16 protein-coding genes and 2 pseudogenes are annotated in these 16,940 nt (G+C 58.6%); 13 read left to right on the top strand and 5 right to left on the bottom strand.

Annotated features, from left to right (window positions below; translation table 11 throughout):
* Nucleotides 1-57 precede the first annotated feature (57 nt).
* Together panD and bioB are read right to left on the bottom strand one after the other, a co-directional pair.
* Nucleotides 58-411, bottom strand: coding sequence for an aspartate 1-decarboxylase (gene panD, locus ACR9YP_RS10950; protein ID WP_474219730.1), 354 nt, complete (start codon nucleotides 409-411; stop codon nucleotides 58-60).
* Between the two features lie 50 nt (nucleotides 412-461).
* Nucleotides 462-1,412, bottom strand: coding sequence for a biotin synthase BioB (bioB, locus tag ACR9YP_RS10945; RefSeq protein WP_474219729.1), 951 nt, complete (start codon nucleotides 1,410-1,412; stop codon nucleotides 462-464).
* Between the two features lie 159 nt (nucleotides 1,413-1,571).
* On the opposite strand from bioB, the gene ACR9YP_RS10940 reads away from it, so the two are divergent.
* The 11 genes and pseudogenes from ACR9YP_RS10940 to ACR9YP_RS10890 form a co-directional block, all read left to right on the top strand.
* Nucleotides 1,572-2,225, top strand: coding sequence for a GntR family transcriptional regulator (locus ACR9YP_RS10940; protein WP_438102139.1), 654 nt, complete (start codon nucleotides 1,572-1,574; stop codon nucleotides 2,223-2,225).
* Nucleotides 2,226-2,353: 128 nt separating this feature from the next.
* Entirely contained in the window at nucleotides 2,354-2,683 is a 330-nt protein-coding gene (locus ACR9YP_RS10935) for a Dabb family protein (protein ID WP_474219728.1), read from the top strand.
* Between the two features lie 110 nt (nucleotides 2,684-2,793).
* Nucleotides 2,794-4,188 carry an aminodeoxychorismate synthase component I gene (pabB, locus tag ACR9YP_RS10930; RefSeq protein WP_474219726.1) on the top strand — a complete coding sequence of 465 codons (1,395 nt, stop codon included), beginning with the start codon at nucleotides 2,794-2,796 and terminating at the stop codon, nucleotides 4,186-4,188.
* Nucleotides 4,185-4,769 carry an anthranilate synthase component II gene (locus ACR9YP_RS10925; protein ID WP_474219724.1) on the top strand — a complete coding sequence of 195 codons (585 nt, stop codon included), beginning with the start codon at nucleotides 4,185-4,187 and terminating at the stop codon, nucleotides 4,767-4,769. Before pabB ends, ACR9YP_RS10925 begins: the two co-directional genes overlap by 4 nt.
* Before the next feature lie 396 nt (nucleotides 4,770-5,165).
* On the top strand, nucleotides 5,166-6,482 hold the full coding sequence (locus ACR9YP_RS10920; RefSeq protein WP_474219722.1) for a lysine N(6)-hydroxylase/L-ornithine N(5)-oxygenase family protein: 1,317 nt from the start codon (nucleotides 5,166-5,168) through the stop codon (nucleotides 6,480-6,482).
* The gene (locus ACR9YP_RS10915; RefSeq protein WP_474219720.1) at nucleotides 6,479-7,726 is read left to right on the top strand and encodes an MFS transporter; all 1,248 of its coding nucleotides are present in this window, start codon (nucleotides 6,479-6,481) and stop codon (nucleotides 7,724-7,726) included. The genes ACR9YP_RS10920 and ACR9YP_RS10915 overlap by 4 nt, the downstream gene beginning before the upstream one ends.
* 22 nt (nucleotides 7,727-7,748) lie before the next feature.
* The gene (locus ACR9YP_RS10910; RefSeq protein ID WP_438102151.1) at nucleotides 7,749-8,528 is read left to right on the top strand and encodes a phytanoyl-CoA dioxygenase family protein; all 780 of its coding nucleotides are present in this window, start codon (nucleotides 7,749-7,751) and stop codon (nucleotides 8,526-8,528) included.
* Nucleotides 8,529-8,552: 24 nt separating this feature from the next.
* Nucleotides 8,553-8,882 (top strand): cupin domain-containing protein, encoded by a 330-nt coding sequence (locus ACR9YP_RS10905; RefSeq protein ID WP_474219718.1) that lies wholly within the window; start codon nucleotides 8,553-8,555, stop codon nucleotides 8,880-8,882.
* A 1-nt stretch (nucleotide 8,883) separates the two neighbouring features.
* Nucleotides 8,884-10,464: a class I tRNA ligase family protein gene (locus tag ACR9YP_RS10900; RefSeq protein ID WP_474219717.1), complete on the top strand. Its 1,581-nt coding sequence runs from the start codon at nucleotides 8,884-8,886 to the stop codon at nucleotides 10,462-10,464.
* Complete coding sequence (locus tag ACR9YP_RS10895; RefSeq protein ID WP_474219716.1) at nucleotides 10,461-11,624, top strand: aminotransferase-like domain-containing protein; 1,164 nt, start codon at nucleotides 10,461-10,463, stop codon at nucleotides 11,622-11,624. Before ACR9YP_RS10900 ends, ACR9YP_RS10895 begins: the two co-directional genes overlap by 4 nt.
* A gap of 1,228 nt (nucleotides 11,625-12,852) precedes the next feature.
* A pseudogene (locus tag ACR9YP_RS10890) lies at nucleotides 12,853-13,140 on the top strand (transposase); the annotation flags it as partial.
* Between the two features lie 118 nt (nucleotides 13,141-13,258).
* Here the strand turns inward: ACR9YP_RS10890 and ACR9YP_RS10885 are convergent.
* Genes ACR9YP_RS10885 through ACR9YP_RS10875 form a run of 3 tightly spaced genes read right to left on the bottom strand, consistent with a single transcriptional unit; the run spans nucleotide 13,259 to nucleotide 15,558 of the window.
* The gene (locus tag ACR9YP_RS10885; RefSeq protein WP_474218827.1) at nucleotides 13,259-13,498 is read right to left on the bottom strand and encodes a hypothetical protein; all 240 of its coding nucleotides are present in this window, start codon (nucleotides 13,496-13,498) and stop codon (nucleotides 13,259-13,261) included.
* Nucleotides 13,495-14,688 (bottom strand): IS91 family transposase, encoded by a 1,194-nt coding sequence (locus tag ACR9YP_RS10880; RefSeq protein ID WP_474218828.1) that lies wholly within the window; start codon nucleotides 14,686-14,688, stop codon nucleotides 13,495-13,497. Before ACR9YP_RS10880 ends, ACR9YP_RS10885 begins: the two co-directional genes overlap by 4 nt.
* Before the next feature lie 9 nt (nucleotides 14,689-14,697).
* Complete coding sequence (locus ACR9YP_RS10875; RefSeq protein WP_249757261.1) at nucleotides 14,698-15,558, bottom strand: tyrosine-type recombinase/integrase; 861 nt, start codon at nucleotides 15,556-15,558, stop codon at nucleotides 14,698-14,700.
* A gap of 106 nt (nucleotides 15,559-15,664) precedes the next feature.
* On the opposite strand from ACR9YP_RS10875, the pseudogene ACR9YP_RS10870 reads away from it, so the two are divergent.
* Nucleotides 15,665-16,468, top strand: a pseudogene (locus tag ACR9YP_RS10870) (IS5 family transposase); the annotation flags it as partial.
* The gene (locus tag ACR9YP_RS10865) at nucleotides 16,468-16,812 is read left to right on the top strand and encodes a hypothetical protein (RefSeq protein ID WP_235542581.1); all 345 of its coding nucleotides are present in this window, start codon (nucleotides 16,468-16,470) and stop codon (nucleotides 16,810-16,812) included. The pseudogene ACR9YP_RS10870 and the gene ACR9YP_RS10865, both read left to right, overlap by 1 nt.
* Nucleotides 16,813-16,940: the final 128 nt, after the last annotated feature.

Raw genomic sequence — 16,940 nt, 5'->3', positions numbered from 1 at the left:
ATCGCGCAAAATTCTGGTCAGCGCGCAGAAAATCGGCTTCGGTTGGCCGATTGGCGATCAAACCGGCACTGTTCGATTTTCTCGATCGACGAGCACGATGCGGGGTCTGAACGTCTGGGCCTCCGCCTCATCGAGCAAGACGTAGGCAAGGATGCTGATTTTGTCTCCGGGCAAGGCAAGTCGCGCAGCCGCACCGTTCAAGTCTACGGCACCCGAGCCGCGCGGCGCTTCGGTGACAAAAGTGGCGAACCGCGCGCCGGTTTCGACATTATGAATTTCCACGCGTTCGTTCACCAGGAACCCGGCCGCGTCCAGCAGCGCGCGATCAATTGAAATCGAGCCCTCATAGTGCAGATCGGCTTCGGTCACCGATGCGCAGTGGATTTTTCCTTTCAACAAAGTAATCTGCATTTCTCACCTAATTTGAAGGTCTTATACAAAGCGCTCGCTGCCCGTATGATTCAGGCCAGGGCGGATGTGATGCCGAGCTTGGTCAGCAACTTTGCGTCGCGGTCCGCTTTCTGATTTTTCGTGGTCAACAGCACGTCGCCGATAAAAATTGAATTTGCACCTGCCAAAAAGCACAGAGCGTGCAATTCGTCGGTCATGTCATGTCGTCCGGCGGACAACCGAATCACGCTCTTCGGCATCATGATCCGGGCGGTTGCGACCAGACGCACCAGCGCGATCGGATCGGGAGCCGCCGCGGTATCAATGACAGGAACCCCCTTGACCTCGTTCCAAAGATTGATCGGCACGCTTTCCGGAGGCTCTCGGAGGTTGGCGAGCAGGACGAGCATGTCGAGGCGGTCCTCAACACGCTCGCCCATACCGATAATGCCGCCGCAGCAGATCTTGATGCCCGCTTCGCGTGCGTGCTCAAGCGTGTCAATCCGGTCCTGCAGCGTGCGGGTGGTGATGATCCTGCTGTAAAAATCAGGCGAGGTGTCCACGTTGTGATTGTAGAAGTCGAGCCCCGCCTCGGAGAGCAGCGTCGCCTGTTTCGGCGTCAGCATGCCGAGCGTGACGCAGGTCTCCATGCCAAGATCCTTGACCGCGATGACCATCTCGCAGACCCTATCGAGATCGCGGTCCTTAGGACTTCGCCAAGCCGCAGCCATGCAGAAGCGGGTCGCGCCCGCCTCCTTGGCACGCTGTGCAGCCGCAACCACGTCGGCGCAATCCATCAGGCGGGTTGCTTTCACCCCTGTCTCGTAGTGCGCGCTCTGCGCGCAGTAGCCGCAGTCTTCCGGGCAGCCGCCGGTCTTGACGCTGAGCAGGCTCGCTGTTTCGACGTGGTTTGGATCGAAGTTGTTGCGATGAACGCTTTGTGCTCGAAACATCAGCTCAGCGAAAGGCAGATGATAGAGCGCCTCGGCCGCGGCGCGCTGCCATTCCCCGTCCACCTGCACGAGCTCGCAGCCTCCGTTTCGGTCAACTCCCGCACAAACGTTCATAAGCATCGAGCCCATAATCATAGATAATCGCGCGAATTATCTATCGTCAGCGACATTGGATTGATGCTAGTCGATGCATTGTCGGGGCGCACGCATTTTTCCAGTAGATAATCTATGATGAGCGAGAACAGGACGACCGCAGGACGCATCGCCGAATCGATTGGTGAGCGCATTATCAACGGCGCGCTGCAGCCAGACTCCCCACTTCGGCAGGATCATGTCGCGCGGGAATTCAACTCAAGTCACGTCCCGGTGCGCGAGGCTTTTCGACAATTGGAGGCTCAACATCTTGTTGTGAGTGCGCCTCGCCGCGGCGTGCGGGTTGCTCCGCTCGACACGAATTCGGTGAAGGAGATCGCCGAGATGCGTGCTGCACTCGAGGTGGTCGCGCTGCGCAATGCAGCTCCAAAGCTCTCATCGGTCCACCTGGCACGCATCGAACTCGCCCTCATTGAAGGTGACAATGCCAAGACCATTGAGGATTTCGAGATGGCCAATCGGGCCTTTCACTACGCTCTGGTTGCACCCTGTGCGATGCCGCGACTGCTCGCCAGCCTTGACGAACTACAGCTTGCGAACTCTAGGCTAGTGTTCGCGATGGCGCGGACGGCCGGCTGGCGCCCACGGTCCAACCAAGATCACCGCCTCATCTTGCAGGCCCTGCGAGGGCGCAACCTTGACCAAGCCTGTAATCTGCTCGCGCGTCACATTCAAACCATTGAGCGCCTGGCCCATCCTCCTGATCAAGAAACGCCCCTGCCGAGGTGAGTTACGGAGTGCGGGGTACAACAGCGAACAATTTATCATCAAGCAACGATGCAGCAGAGTGCATTGCGCAGCGCACGATCCCAAGTTAGTTATGCGCCGCATCCCTAATAGCACTCCTAGAGCCAACCATGATCCGTCACATCGTTCTATTCACCGCCAAGGATGAGGCGCACATTGACCGGATCATCGAAGGCCTATCGGTTCTCACGAATATCCCGCATGCAAACCGGCTGGAGGTTGCTCGCAACCGCAAGAGCGACCAGCTCGGTAACGACATCGACGTTATCGTTTATGGTGAGTTCGAGAGCGAGGCGGCACTCGCAGCCTACAAGGCGCATGATCTTTACCAGGAATCGATCAGGCGAGTACGGCCGCTGCGCGAACTGCGGTTCGCGGCAGACTATTGTGTATCGACCGATGTGCGGCTCCTCACTCGCCGCTCGGTCTCTGCTGGCTGAGGCTAAGCTGACCGCCGGTCTCACGAACTTGCCTCCGATCGAACCTCGCTCTCGCTTGGCGGGTCACAATCGGAGGCGCGCGAACACCACTCGCTGGTGACTGATAGCCAATGCATGTCCAAGAGCTGCAATGGATCGCCCCTGTCACGGCAATGCGCCGCCTCGCCCGCCGCTCCCATCTTACATTTCTTGATAGCGCATCAAGCCACGGGATCCTTGGGCGCTACTCGTATCTGACCTGCGATCCGTTCGGCACCTATATGGTCGCGGACGGACGGGCAAGTTGGAACGAGCGAGCTCTTGACGGTGATCCATGGGACGTCCTTCGCACGCTGCTTGCTAACTATCCGCAAAAGCATCGCCCTGATCTGCCGCCATTTCAGGGCGGGGCGGCCGGATACTTTGGTTACGACCTGAACAGGACGTTGGAGCGATTGCCAGTTCCGGCAGCCTCCGAACACCGCTTGCCGCAATCCATTCTGCATTTTTATGACGTGGTCGTCAGCTACGATCACCACGAGAACAGATGCTGGATCTTCTCTACAGGGTGGCCGGAGCAGGATCCCGCGCGCCGAGCTGCGCGTGCACGCCATCGAGCCAATGAGTTCGCAGCTCTTCTTGCTACCTCAAATCCGGCGCGGAATGACGCCTATGGCGCGGTCGGACCATGGCACTCGAACTTCAGCCGCGAGGGCTACATGGCGGCGGTCCAACGCGTGATCGACCTGATTCAGGCCGGAGACGTCTTTCAAGTCAACATCGCGCAGCGTTTTAGCGCGCGCTTGCCGACCTCATTTGATCCCGTTGCCTTCTACTGCCAACTGCGGTCATTGAACCCGGCACCGTTTGCAGCGCTTCTGCGCTACGGCACTCTCACCATTGCATCGAGCTCGCCGGAGCGTTTCCTGAAGCTCGACGGGCGAGGGGTGGAAACGCGCCCCATCAAAGGCACGAGCGCGCGGTCTACCGATTCCAAGGAAGATAAGCGTCGGGCTCAACTCCTGGTCACCTCGGACAAAGATCGTGCCGAGAACATCATGATCGTCGACCTCTTACGAAGTGATCTGTCACGTGTATGCACTTCGCATTCAGTTGACGTTCCAGCGCTGTGCAATCTCGAATCCTACGCCTCGGTGCACCACCTCGTGTCGGTCGTTACGGGTGAACTCGAAAAAAGCCAAGATGCGGTTGCCCTTCTTCGCGCCTGCTTTCCGGGCGGCTCCATCACCGGAGCGCCGAAGGTGAGATCGATGGAAATTATTACCGAAATCGAGCGAGTGGCGCGAGAGGTCTATTGCGGGGCGATCGGCTTCATCGCCTTCAACGGCCACATGGATACGAATATTGCAATCCGCACTGTCACGATCGATGGCGGCTTGGCTGTGTTTCACGCAGGGGGCGGGATAACGGCGATGTCGGATCCAGCGGCCGAATACGAGGAGACAATCGTAAAGGCACAGCGAATGTTTGACGCATTTGCCACAAATTCTACCGGTGATCCTTGATTGTCATCATCGACAACTACAATTCCTTCGTCTTCAACATTGCCCGCTACTTCCGCAGGCTCGGTGAAGCAACGGAAGTGGTCCGAAATGACGTGATCGGCGTCGGTGATATTGCTCGTCTCAAGCCGAGCGCCGTGGTCATTTCCCCCGGCCCCTGCTCCCCATCAGAGGCGGGAATATCTACCTCGATCGTTCGCGAACTTTCAGGCCGTGTCCCGATCTTCGGCATTTGCCTTGGACACCAGTGCATCGGGAGTGTGTTCGGCGCACAGGTGGCACGTGCACGTCGCCCCATGCACGGCCGGTCCTCATACGTCACGCATGGCGGCGCAGGGCTATTCGAAGGACTGCCTTCTCCTCTCTGCGTGGGGCGCTACCATTCCCTTATTGTTGAGATCGATCAGTCACACATCTCACACCTCATAGTAACGGCGCGCTCGGACGAGGGCGAGATCATGGCCATTGCGCATCGCGATCAACCGACTTTTGGCGTCCAGTTCCATCCTGAATCGATACTGACCCCACAAGGGGATGCTCTGCTGAAGAACTTTTTGCGACTAACAAAGAGCTTTCGAGCTTGAGGATAGGCTTTTCTATCGCACGCCTCGCCTCACTCAGACAGCGGCAGCCGCAACACCTCAAGTCGTATCGCATTCTCAGCAAGCTGTGTCCGCCAGCAGCCAAAAGAGAACGCTTTCAGCAGACGCGACAGTCGTTTACATCGCTTGGGCGCGGCCGGTCACTATTACGCACATGTCCTGGCATGGCTTTATGCCGATCTACGTCTTTTCGCCGATGAGACTCGTCCGTATGTGAGACGCAGTTAGCGAGGAGAGGCGGCACCTCACTCAAAACATTCGGTACGGAAGACGACAAAACATCTTGCATCTCACGCGGCGTCAGATTGTAGGCTTTCATACGCGGCAACTGACAATCTTCCTCAAGCGGGACCTTACAAAAGCGTGAGAGAAAACTTCGTGGATTCGCTGGATGTCATCGGCGTCGGAATCGGTCCGTTCAATCTCAGCCTAGCAGCGCTGATTGAACCTACACCTCTACGCGCACTATTCCTGGAGAAGCGCGAAGCATTCTGCTGGCATCCGGGGATGGCGCTTCCAAACAGCCGCCTACAAGTATCGCCGTTCAAGGATTGCGTGACCTTGGTAAGCCCTACCAGTCCCTATTCTTTCCTAAATTACCTCGCACACCACGGGCGGCTCTACAGTTTCATCAACAAACGCAACGGCTCGACTTCGCGGCGGGAGTTCACTGACTATTATCGGTGGGTCGCACGTCAACTCGGCACGGTCCGCTTCAACGAAGAAGTCTTAGACGTTGCCCCCTTCAGGGACGCCTATCGCGTCAGTACGAGCACAACTTCATACCTGGCGCGCGCCGTGGTGATAGCAGTTGGCGTTGAGCCAAAGATCCCCCCGTGCGCTAAACCGTACATTGGCGACAGCGTCTACCATGCGGCCGATTATCTTGACCGTGGCTCACCTCGACCGGACGAGCATGTGCTCATTGTGGGAGGTGGTCAGAGCGGCGCGGAGATTGCCGAGCACATGCTCAATCGCGCCGATTCTCCTCGGATAACCTGGGTCACTTCGCGCTCAAACCTGTTTGCGATGGACGATACCAGTTTCGTCAACGAGGCCTATATGCCCCGTTACAGCCGGCGCTTTCACGCCCTGCCGCTTCAGCACCGCCGTGCCATCATCGACAATGAAAAGCTGACAAGCGATGGCATTTCAGCCGAATTGTGCAATCGGCTCTATGACGTTCTGTATGAACGAGAGGTGGAAGGTGCATTGTCTGAGAGTTTCCATTTACTCCCCAGTGTCGTCGTCAAGCACATCACGCCGCTCAACAAGCGCTGGCAAGTAGATCTGACCGGTCTCACGAAGCAGCAGCATCACAGGATCGTCGTTGATCGCATAGTCCTCGCTACGGGCTTTCGGCCGCGCACTCCCCTCTTTTTGCAGTCGCTCCTAGGGAGCGCGCACATGGAGGACGACCTGCCCGTGCTCGGCCCTGACTACGCGGTCAGCTTCACGCAGAACATGCCAGGACCGGTCTATTTGCAGAATCAAAGTCGTCTCCAGCACGGATTACAGAGCGCAAACCTGTCGCTGGTGGCTTACCGCAATAGCCTCATTATCAACAGCCTCCTCGGACAGCCATTTTATGTCGATCAATCGGGGCAACTCCTCGGCGGCTACGAGAGTCCGGCCGAGCAGAACGCTGTGTCCGATGCAATGACAGCGGCAGAAAAGATGAGCGCGATCATATGAGCACGGCACGGTCCTCTATCTTGCGTATCGCCGATGTGCCCCCTGCAGCTGCAGACCGCCTCGCTTGCAGACTGCCCTACCGCGCTTCCGGACCATTTTTGCTCGCATCGAGCGTCATTGCTGCAGCCTATGGCACGAGCTTCATATTGCCGGAATATATGGAAATGCTCGGTATGGAGCGTGACGTCGCGGGCTCCATTATTTCAAGTGGCATGGTTACAACAATCGTGTGTTGCTGCCTGGCAGGTCGCCTGGCTCAGCGTATTGGAATTATGCCGACGATAGCTGCCGCCTCGATCGTGATGGCGCTGGCCATGGCAGCCTTTGCCGCTGCAGTCTTCGACGCGCGAATCGCCTATGCAGGCGGCATGCTCGTTGGCGTGGGGTGGTCCGTATTGTTCATCCTGTCGCCGCTGCAGATCATCCGTCATCTACACCCCACGGCGCGTATCCAACATCTGACGATCTTGTCTGGCGCGCAGATGGCCGGCCTTGGCCTAGCAGCTCCGCTCGGCCACTTCTTGGCAGAATACACAGGCTCAATGGCGATCATGTACGTACTGTTCGCGATCGCCTGCGTCATCGCAGCCATCTGCGTAGGCGTGGCGCGACGCGCCATGTTGAGCATCCCCTCAGTACCTATGCCGCACATCGAGGTCACCTTGACCACGGCTGTCGCTCTGCTTCGACACGCGACGGCCGCACCGATCGTCATGATAGTGGTTGCGGCCTGTATCTTCTCGGGGCTGTCAACCTATCAGAGCGCCTATGCAGCATCACGTCGGCTTAATCCCGACCTCTTCTTCCTGGTATTCACCCTTACCAGCGTGGCGCTTCGGTTTTCTGTCGCCCACATGCTGGACCGCATGCCTGTACACCGCCTTGCGCTCACGCTCTTTATCGCGACCGGCGCCTCATTGGCGTTGTTAATTGTCAATACTGAGAACAGTCTGCTCTATATCCTGGCCGCCACAATCTTCGCCACAGGATACGGGCTCAGCTATTCCACCCTTAACGGAATGGCCGTCAATCTCGCCGGCGAGCGTGGGCTCTCCGTACCAGTTACCTCACAGATCTTCACCTTAGCCTATTTTCTCGGGTTGTTCGGCTTTCCGTTCCTTGGAGGGCAGTTGATCCGCGAATTTGGCCCCGATGCGATGTTGCTCACGCTATTGGGTGCGACCGCCTTCAACGGAGTGCTGGCAACCACACTCCGCCCAAAGGCAAGAATTGGCTCTCTGTAACCTCAAAAAAGGAGCTCGCAAAATGCTGACCGACGCACAAAAGGCGAAATGGAATCAGGATGGATATCTTCGGCTCGAAGGCTTCTTTGATGCACCTACGCGCGACAATATTTCTGATTTCGTCGAGGACGTCTCGCGCTGGGACGTAAGCGTCGACAAATGGATGATGTGGTTCGAGAAGACCGGTGATGATCGCAAAATCGTCTCAAAGGTCGAAAACTTCTTGGAATACCATGACGCTCTACGCCAGACGCTCCTTGCCGACGGTCGTATCTTCAGCGCGATCGAGAAGTTACTCGATGAAGACACGCGGATGCTCAAAGAGCTGCTGATCTTCAAGTATCCTGATAGCGGCGGGTACCGCCCACATCAGGACATATATCATATCCCCCACAAGCTCCCGGAGCGAATGGTGCATGCCATAGCAGCCATTGCGATCGACGATTCGGATCCCGACAATGGAGGTTTGTTCTTCACTCCGGGGCGCCATAAGGAGGGTGTTTTTCCCATGGATGCGGGCGGCGTCATCAACCCGGACGTGGCCGAGAGCTTCGAATGGGAACCGGTGCCGTGGAAGGCCGGCGATGTGTTTATTTTTGACGACTACGCGCCCCACTACTCACTACCGAACAAGAGCGATCGCTCTCGCCGCACGCTCTATTTGGTGTTCCAGCGGGCGTCTACTGGGGGGCCTGATCGTGCCGAATACAACCGTATGAAGCGTGCCTATAACCCGCCTGAGGGCAAGGTATCCGAGCTTGAAGATCTGAAAACGCCTAACGGCATATTCTATCGCGAGTGATCGCAACTCATAAGGAAAGACGACGTGTATACGAAGCAGATCGATCGCTCCCTAATGCGAACCGAATATGGCGTGCTGGTTTGTCGCCTGCTGGAGCATTTGCCGGATGATCTCAGCCCCGAGTTTGGTACCTCGGTCGTTGAGGTCGCACCCGGCGGCGCGGTCGATCTGCACGCGCACCACGAGCACGAATTGTGGGTTCTGATTTCCGGTGAGGGAGAATTCGAAGCTGGGGGTCAGACTCGCTCGGTGAAGGACGTGACCTTGTTCTACATGCCACCACATCAGATGCACGCTATCCGCAATCTCAGCCAGGAGAACACCCTGAAATTCCTCTCTATCTGGTGGGATTGACATGCGCACCTATTTCGTATGTCCAGCCCCCCCTTGCCCTAACGGCAAACTACATCTCGGTCACATCGGCGGCGTGTACTTGCTCGCCGATATCTTCGTGCGCTTTCAACGGATGGCCGGCCATCGCGCGCACTACATCACGGGCGCAGATGAGCACGGCACGTATACGCTCGTAAAGGCGCGAAAGCTTGGGCAGCCCGTTAGCGAGGTCGCGCAAAAGCACATCGACGAGATCCTACAGTGCCTGCGTTCGGTGCACATCACGCCTGATGTGTTCGTTCGGACGTCCAGCGAGATCCACAAGGACAATGCTCTGGCGATTTTCCGCGAGTTGCAGGAGGCCGGGTACGTCCAAATCCACGAGGGTGTCCAACTTTATTGCGAGCATTGCGATGAATTTGTCGCGGACTCCCTGGCAGCCGGGAATTGTCCGGCATGCAACTCCGCCACCGACAGTAATCTGTGTGAGAACTGTGGCCTGGCAATTCGCCACGACACGTTATGCAACGCCCGGCATACGACGTGCGGCCATAATCTTGTACTAAGGCGCATCGAGCAGGCCGTGTTCGATACGCCCCGCCTTGCCCGGCCGCTCGACACAGCCATCGGACAAAGCGCCTGGCCCGAGCCCATACGGGATAAGGCACGAGCTTGGCTTGCCGGCGATGCGCATGGTTTACCGATGTCGCGTCACTTCAGTCATGGTGTAGAGCTGCTGCATCCTGAAGATTTGTTCGGCCAAACCCTGCTCACATGGTTTGAAGGCTTGTGGTGCTTCGAGACCGGAATCCGCGAGCAATGCGCCAATGACTTTCTGAGCGCAAAATCAACCATGCACGACCCTAGCACCCGGCTTGTGTTTTTCATGGGCCAGGACAACCGCTTCTACTACACGATAGGTGTGTCCGGCGCCCTGCTCGCCCGTGGCTATCCCATTCCCACAAACCACTCGATCCAGGATTTCTACAAGATCGAGGGCGAGAAGTTTTCCACCAGTCGCGACCATGCGCTTTGGGCCGACGAGGTGACGCGCGAAGTGGACTCCAACGTACTTCGTTACGCGCTCGCTCGAATTGCACGACCATTCGGCCGAGACGAAAACGAGTTCGATGTTGACGGGTTGGTCACGGCCGCATCCCACCTTCGGGTTTGGGAAGATGCATTGCGCCAATATGCCAACAACGCCAAAACATTGGACACTAGACGTCTCCGATCTCGTCTACGCATCCTCGCTCAGCGCTACGCGGATGCAATCGAGGAACTCCGATTTTGGGATGCGCTTGATATCGTCGATAGGTACTTCGAGCTAGCCGATTTTGCGCGTGACGACAGCGGCCTGTGGAACGCCATGGAGATTTCGCTGTTCCTGAGCCTACTGTATCCTGTGGTACCTGAGCTTTCGATCCGATATGGCCGGCATTTCTTCGGTGCAGCATGGCAGCCGTCCTTCGACAAAATGGCAGCCAAAGCTAGCCTGCCACCAAGGATCGACTTTCCATGCCTCAGCGCCGCGGTGCCCACGCATTTTATCGCATCGTACAATGAGCGTTTTCGCAAGCGCCAAGGTGAGCAAAATCAATGAACGAGGAAGCAATGAACCTGCCTATCTCGGCCCGCAGCTCCCTCGCTCAAGGCTTTGCGCCGTTCAATTACTCAGGTGCGAAGCACGCCATCAATTTCGGGTACGGGCTCCCCGATCCGATGATGTTCTCGCAGCTTGCTTGGCCGGATGCATTTGACCAAGATACAGGTGTCGCCCCTACCGATCTGCCCCAGTATACGGATGCGATGGGCTTGCCCGAGCTGCGAACAAAGCTCGCGCAGCGCTATGGTGTGCAGCATGAAGGGGTTATCCTCACCGGTGGTGCTTCACAGGCCTTGCAGTTGATTACCGAAGCTTGTCTCGATCCGGGCGATGTCGTTTTGACCGAGGACCCCTCTTATTTGGGCGCACTGCGCATCTTTTCGATCGCGGGGGCAACCATCCTCCAGCTCGGTATGAGCGCCGAGGGTGTCGATCTGGATGAGCTTGAAACGACCTTACGGCGTAATGGCCGGGTGAAGCTCTTCTATACGACGCCAGCATTTCATAATCCGACTGGACGCCAGATATCGCGCGCCCATATGACACGGGTTGCGACGATGCTGGCCCAGCACGGGGTGGCGTTGGTACAGGATCTCGTCTATTCGGAGTTGCCATACAACGGTGTAACTGATTGGCTGCCACCGGGCGGCAACGTCATAAATGTACACAGCATCTCCAAGGTCGCCGGACCGGGGTTACGGGTCGGCTGGGTGCTTGCAAATTCCGAGGTCATCAACAGGCTGGCACGCCTCAAATGCGACGGCGGCGTCAGCCCTATTGTCAGCAATATCGTCCTATCCTTGCTGAAGTCGGACGCACTTGATACGCACATTGCGCGATTGCGCCAGCATTATCGTGCCAGGCGGGACAGCATGCACACGCTACTGCAGGGTAGCCGCCTTTGCGAACCAGAGTATCTCCTTCCAAGCGGTGGTTTCTCGTTTTGGGTACGCCTCGCCCCTGGAATTCAGACTGAGACTTTCATTGAGGCTGCGCGCTGCGAGCACGACGTGCACCTCGTGCACGGACGTCATTATGGCCCACGAAGTTGCCAGCATGTACGCCTGTGCTTTAGCTACCTGCCGATGAATGTAATTGAAGAGGGACTGGCGAGGTTGGATAAGCTGCATGCTAGGCAGTACGGCAGATCCTTATGAACGCTCGCCAAAAACGGGCGATTCGAAGTGTGACGTAACCGTTTTTCTGCCTAGCGGTCACGCGCCATTTCAATACGTATGCGAGCTCCAGAAATGGTAACAATAATATGCGTGCAAGCAGCCTCTAACATTGCGTCCCGAACGGGAGGATGACGTCTAACGGTCCGGGCAACGATTGTCTTCCGCTATGAGAGCGGAGCGACCGGCCGAGCGAAGCGCAGGACTAGGCCAACCAGCTCGGCGAAGACCAGGGCGGGATTGTGGGCGATCACACCGACGGTGGTGCATCGACCGCAACAGTCGCGTAGGGTTCAAGATGGCAGCGGCCAAGATGCCGCCGACTTGACGCGACCAATCTATGGATTCGATCGAAGAGTGGTCTGAGCTCGCGTTTCATTACGCCAAAGAGACAGCGCTTCTGGCCGAAGACCAAACCCGGGGCAGATCCGATAAAATAGCTCCTCGTCGAAAACGCTGCGCTCGATAATGTGGCCGGCAAGATCCCGGTGGCGGCCTTTCGATGATGCCGCCGCGCGTGTCATCGTCCTACGCTCGGCCAGCACCGCCTTGCGTGGCGCCAGGAGCACGGCCGGTAGATGGTGGCGACGAGTGCAGACATCAAGCCCAGATAAACGCTGAGCTTTGGTTTCCGATGTCGTCGTTTGGGGTGCTTCCGCGCGCCGCTTCCATCCGGCGCGCCGACTTACCGTCGGTGTCCGAGCGGGATGCCTAGTTTTCGCGCCTTCTGACGCAGCGATCCGGCCGTTCGCTTTGTAAGCTTTGCGATTTTCGTAACGGGTGTTTTCGCCTTCGAGTGTGCACGCAGTTCCTTCACGTCCGTCTTCGTGTACTCGCGACGTACAACCTTCTTAGTCAGCGTCTTGGGCATAGCAACTCCGTTGGCATTCTGTGCACAGATCTAGCAGGGATGAAGTGGAGCTGCCAAGCATGCGTGGGTTGTATGCGCAAGGCCTCCTGAACCCATCGGATACCCCTTACTTTCTTCGGAGTTTAGCGACGGCCCATCTAGATACGAGCCAATTTTGTAGATGGGCCACGCGAATATGTCACTGGTAAGTAAACATCTGGGCGATACATATTGATTGCGCACGGACCAAATCTCGAACAGCGTTCCGCAAAATACTGCTCTAGCAGGCTGTTGAAAAAGGCGCTCGCCGCCGACCGGCGACCGTGATTCATTGGCTCCGACGAGATTCGGAGGTGGTGCGTGCGCGGCGGCGACAATCGAACGGGCGAGCTGTTCAGCTACGTCGACCTGGAGGCGCGGGTGCGTCGTGATCATCCGCTGCGAACGATCCGGACGATGGTGAACGAGGCACTGTCGGCGCTGGAGCGGGAGTTTGCCGCGCTCTATTCGCCGATTGGACGGCCGTCGATCCCGCCGGAGAAACTGCTGCGGGCGATGCTGTTGCAGGCGTTTTATTCGATCCGCTCCGAGCGGCTTCTGATGGAGCGGCTGGAATACGACCTGCTGTTCCGCTGGTTCGTCGGAATACTGGAGGGTTCAAATAGGTCCCGCGTCGCAGATCTCGCCGCAAGTCCAGCGCGGGACCTATTTGAAGCTGGATTGAACGAAGCCGCGTCTTGTGAGCGAGGACCTATGGGGGCTCGATCTAGGCGCCGGTAGGCGCGATTGACCCGATGTCGGGCCCGCGAGCGAGTGTGGCCGCAGATTGCCGCTGATGTTGGCAGCAGAGGATGCCGGCGTCGATAGCGTCGAACGGCGCGTCAAGCCCAAGCGGCTGACTATCGCCCGTTCGCCGCGCGTTCTGAGCGTGCTTGATCGTTCCGACGGAGAACGTCGGCATGGCGATGCCTGCAGTGGGAGCGAACAAGTCGAGGTAGTCGGTCATGATGTATCGCAGCGAGGTGCTGCGCGTCGCGGCGTTTGCGCACGCGGCACAGGCCCAATCTCGACCATGCGGCCTCCGCAGATGGGGCACAAGTCGAGGCGGTGACCAATGAGGATGGCGCAGCGCTCACGATAGTCGACAGCTTCGGCAGGCGGAGGTGGTTGCGGCGCCTTTAGCGCCGCTCGGATGCGCGCGAGTTTGGCGACGCGGCAGGCGTTCGCCAGGAAGCCAAAATGACGGATGCGGCGAAACCCCTTCGGCAATACGTGGAGCAGAAAGCGACGGATGAACTCGTCAGTCTCGAGCGTCATCACTTTGGATTTGTTGCCGGCGCGATAATCCTTCCACCGGAAGCGGACGTGGCCCTGCTCACAGGTGATGAGCCGGCCGTTGGCGATCGCAACGCGATGGGTGTAGCGCCCGAGATACGCCAGAACCTGTTCTGGTCCGCCGAAGGGACGCTTGGCGTAGACGACCCACTTGACCTTGCGGAGGGCGTTTAGATGGCGGGCGAATGCAGCCGCTTCACTCAGGTGGTCGAGGTGGCCGAAGAACTGGAGCTTGGTGCTATCGAACGCCGCCTGGAGGCGCTCCAGGAATAGCCGACGATACAATCGTGACAGGACGCGAACGGGAAGGAAGAAGCCGGAGCGGCAGCCAACCCAGCTTCCATCAGGGGCAATCCCGCCGCCCGGCACGAGGCAATGGGCATGCGGATGATGCGTCAGGGTCTGCCCCCAGGTGTGGAGAATGGCGATCATCCCAGTCTCGGCACCGAGATGCTTCGGGTCGGCGCTGATGAGACGGATCGTCTCGGCCGCCGTCTTGAGCAGGATGTCGTAGACCACCGCCTTGTTCTGCAGCGCGATAGCGGCTACTGGCGCCGGCACGGTGAAGACAACATGGAAATAGGGGACCGGCAGCAGATCGGCTTGGCGATCGGCGAGCCATTGGGCGCGCGCGAGGCCTTGGCACTTTGGACAGTGCCGATCGCGACAGCTGTTGTACGCGACGCGAACCAGGCCGCAGTCGTCGCACCGCTCGACATGGCCGCCGAGCGTCGCTGTGCGGCACGCCTCGATGGCTGCCATCACACGGCGCTGGTCGGATGTGAGCCGAGAGCCCTGCGCGGTACGGAACGCAGCGCCGTGGCGGCGGAAGATGTCCGCCACCTCAAGCACGGGGCGCATATGCGCGGCTTAGTGGGGTGGGATCACCGTGATGGAGAGCCCATCGAATGGGCTGGTCGTGCGAGCGAGCAGATTGGTCGCAACCTGCGCGTAGCGGGCGGTCGATCCGAGGTCGGCATGTCCGAGCAAGACCTGAATGATGCGGATGTCGATCCCGCTTTCCAGGAGATGAGTCGCAAAGGAGTGCCGGAGCGTGTGGACAGTGATCGGCTTGGCAATCCGAGCGCGTCGGCGGGCGGCGCGGCAGGCCGCCTGGACGCAGCGGACGCTGACATGTTCGCTTGGGTCTTGGCCTGGAAATAGCCACAGCCCCGGCCGTGTTCGCGTCCAGTACGCACGCAGAATATCCAGCAGCCGAGGAGAAAGCATCGCGTAACGATCTCTGCCGCCCTTGCCGTTCTCGATGTGGATCAACATTCGCTTGCTGTCGATCGAGCTCACCTTCAGGCGTACGACCTCGCTAACCCGTAAGCCAGCCGCATAAGCCGTCGCCAGCACGACGCGGTTGCGCACCCCTGTAACCGCGTCCAGAAAGCGCTCGATCTCTTCGGCACTAAGCACGAGGGGGAGCTTGTCGGGCTTCTGGCCGCCGATGATCCGCTCGAATGCCTCCGTCTGCCCGAGTGTGATGCCGTAGAAGAACCGCAGCGCGCAGGCCACCTGATTGATGTGGGACCACGAACGCTTTTGGCCGATGAGGTGCAGTTGGTAGGCACGGACCTGCTCGAAACTCAACCGGTCCGGGGCGTCGCCGAAATGGCGGCTAAACTTTGCGATCGCATAGATATAGGATTGCTGAGTCGACGGCGACAGATTGCGGACCGTCATGTCCTCGATCATACGCTGCCGAAGAGGGCTCATCGTAGCCATCTGGGTCTCCTGTCTTGAGAGGGGTGGTGCGAAGACCAACATCCTCTCAGACAGGACACCTCAGTACAGCAGGCTTGCCTCCACTCCCGCGTAGCGGGTTCGTTCAATCGGCGTTGACGACGCCGCCTGGGACCATTCGGTGTTCTCGAAGAACCGCGACCGGCTGCTGGAAGGCGACATCGCGGCCAAGTTCCTGGCGGCGGTGCTGGCACAGCTCAAGGTGAAGAAGCTTCTATCGAGCGATCACTTCTCGGTTGATGGCACGCTGATCGAGGCCTGGGCCTCGATGAAGAGCGTCAAGCCCAAGGACGGCTCGGACGAGCCGCCGGCGCAAGGCGGGCGCAATGCCGATGCGGACTTCCATGGCCAGAAACGCTCGAACGACACCCATACGTCGACCACCGATCCGGACGCCAGGCTCTACCGCAAGGGCAAAGGCAAGGAGACGAAACTGTGCTTCATCGGGCACGGGCTGATGGAGAACCGCCACGGCCTGCTGGTCGACGCCTGCCTGACGCAGGCCGACGGGCATGCCGAGCGGGTGGCCGCGCTGCACATGATCGAACCTCGTGCCGACCGGCCGACAGCGATCACGCTTGGCGCCGACAAAGCCTACGATGCAGAAGACTTCGTCAACGAACTGCGCTCGATGAACGTGACGCCGCATGTTGCACAGAACACCAGCGGCCGTAGTTCTGCGATTGACGGACGAACGACCCAGCACGGCGGCTATGCCGTCAGTCAGCGCATCCGCAAACGGATCGAGGAGGCCTTCGGCTGGATCAAGACGGTCGCCGGGCAAGAGAAGACCCGCTTCCGTGGCCGTGATCGCGTCGCATGGGCCTTTACCTTCGCTGCCACCGCCTACAATCTGCTGCGGCTGCCCAAGCTGATCGCGGAGACCGGCTGATGGCCAAGGTGCCCGGCTTCGCCAAGGCCTTTGTCGGCCGCTGGCGCATCGTCGAAATGGACAACTGGGACAGCGACTTCCTCGATCTTGTCGAAGAGGCGCATCTCACCTTCCAGGGCAAATCCAATGGCGAAATCGCCTTTGGGGCTCTCAAGGGCTTCCTGGACGTGCGCTACGGCACCCGCGACGGATCGGCCTGCGCGGAGTTCTCATGGGAAGGGCACGACGAGAATGATCCCGTCTGCGGTCGCGGATGGGTCATGATCGGCACTGCAGGCAGGCTCGTCGGCCACTTCTACATCCACAATGGCGAGGAGTCAGGCTTCGTTTGCGAACGCGGCTGAGTTCTTCAACAGCCTGCTAGAGAAGTCTGCGCTCGATACGGACCTCGCGCTGGTCCAGGTCCCCTAAAGATCCGGCCAGCAATTTCACGCTGGTCTTTGCGAGATCGAATGTGCGAGTTCGCTTACGC

Source organism: Bradyrhizobium sp. BR14999 (assembly GCF_056106085.1).
The sequence above is the reverse complement of the archived record's forward strand: the minus strand, read 5'-3'. Positions and strand labels throughout refer to the sequence as shown.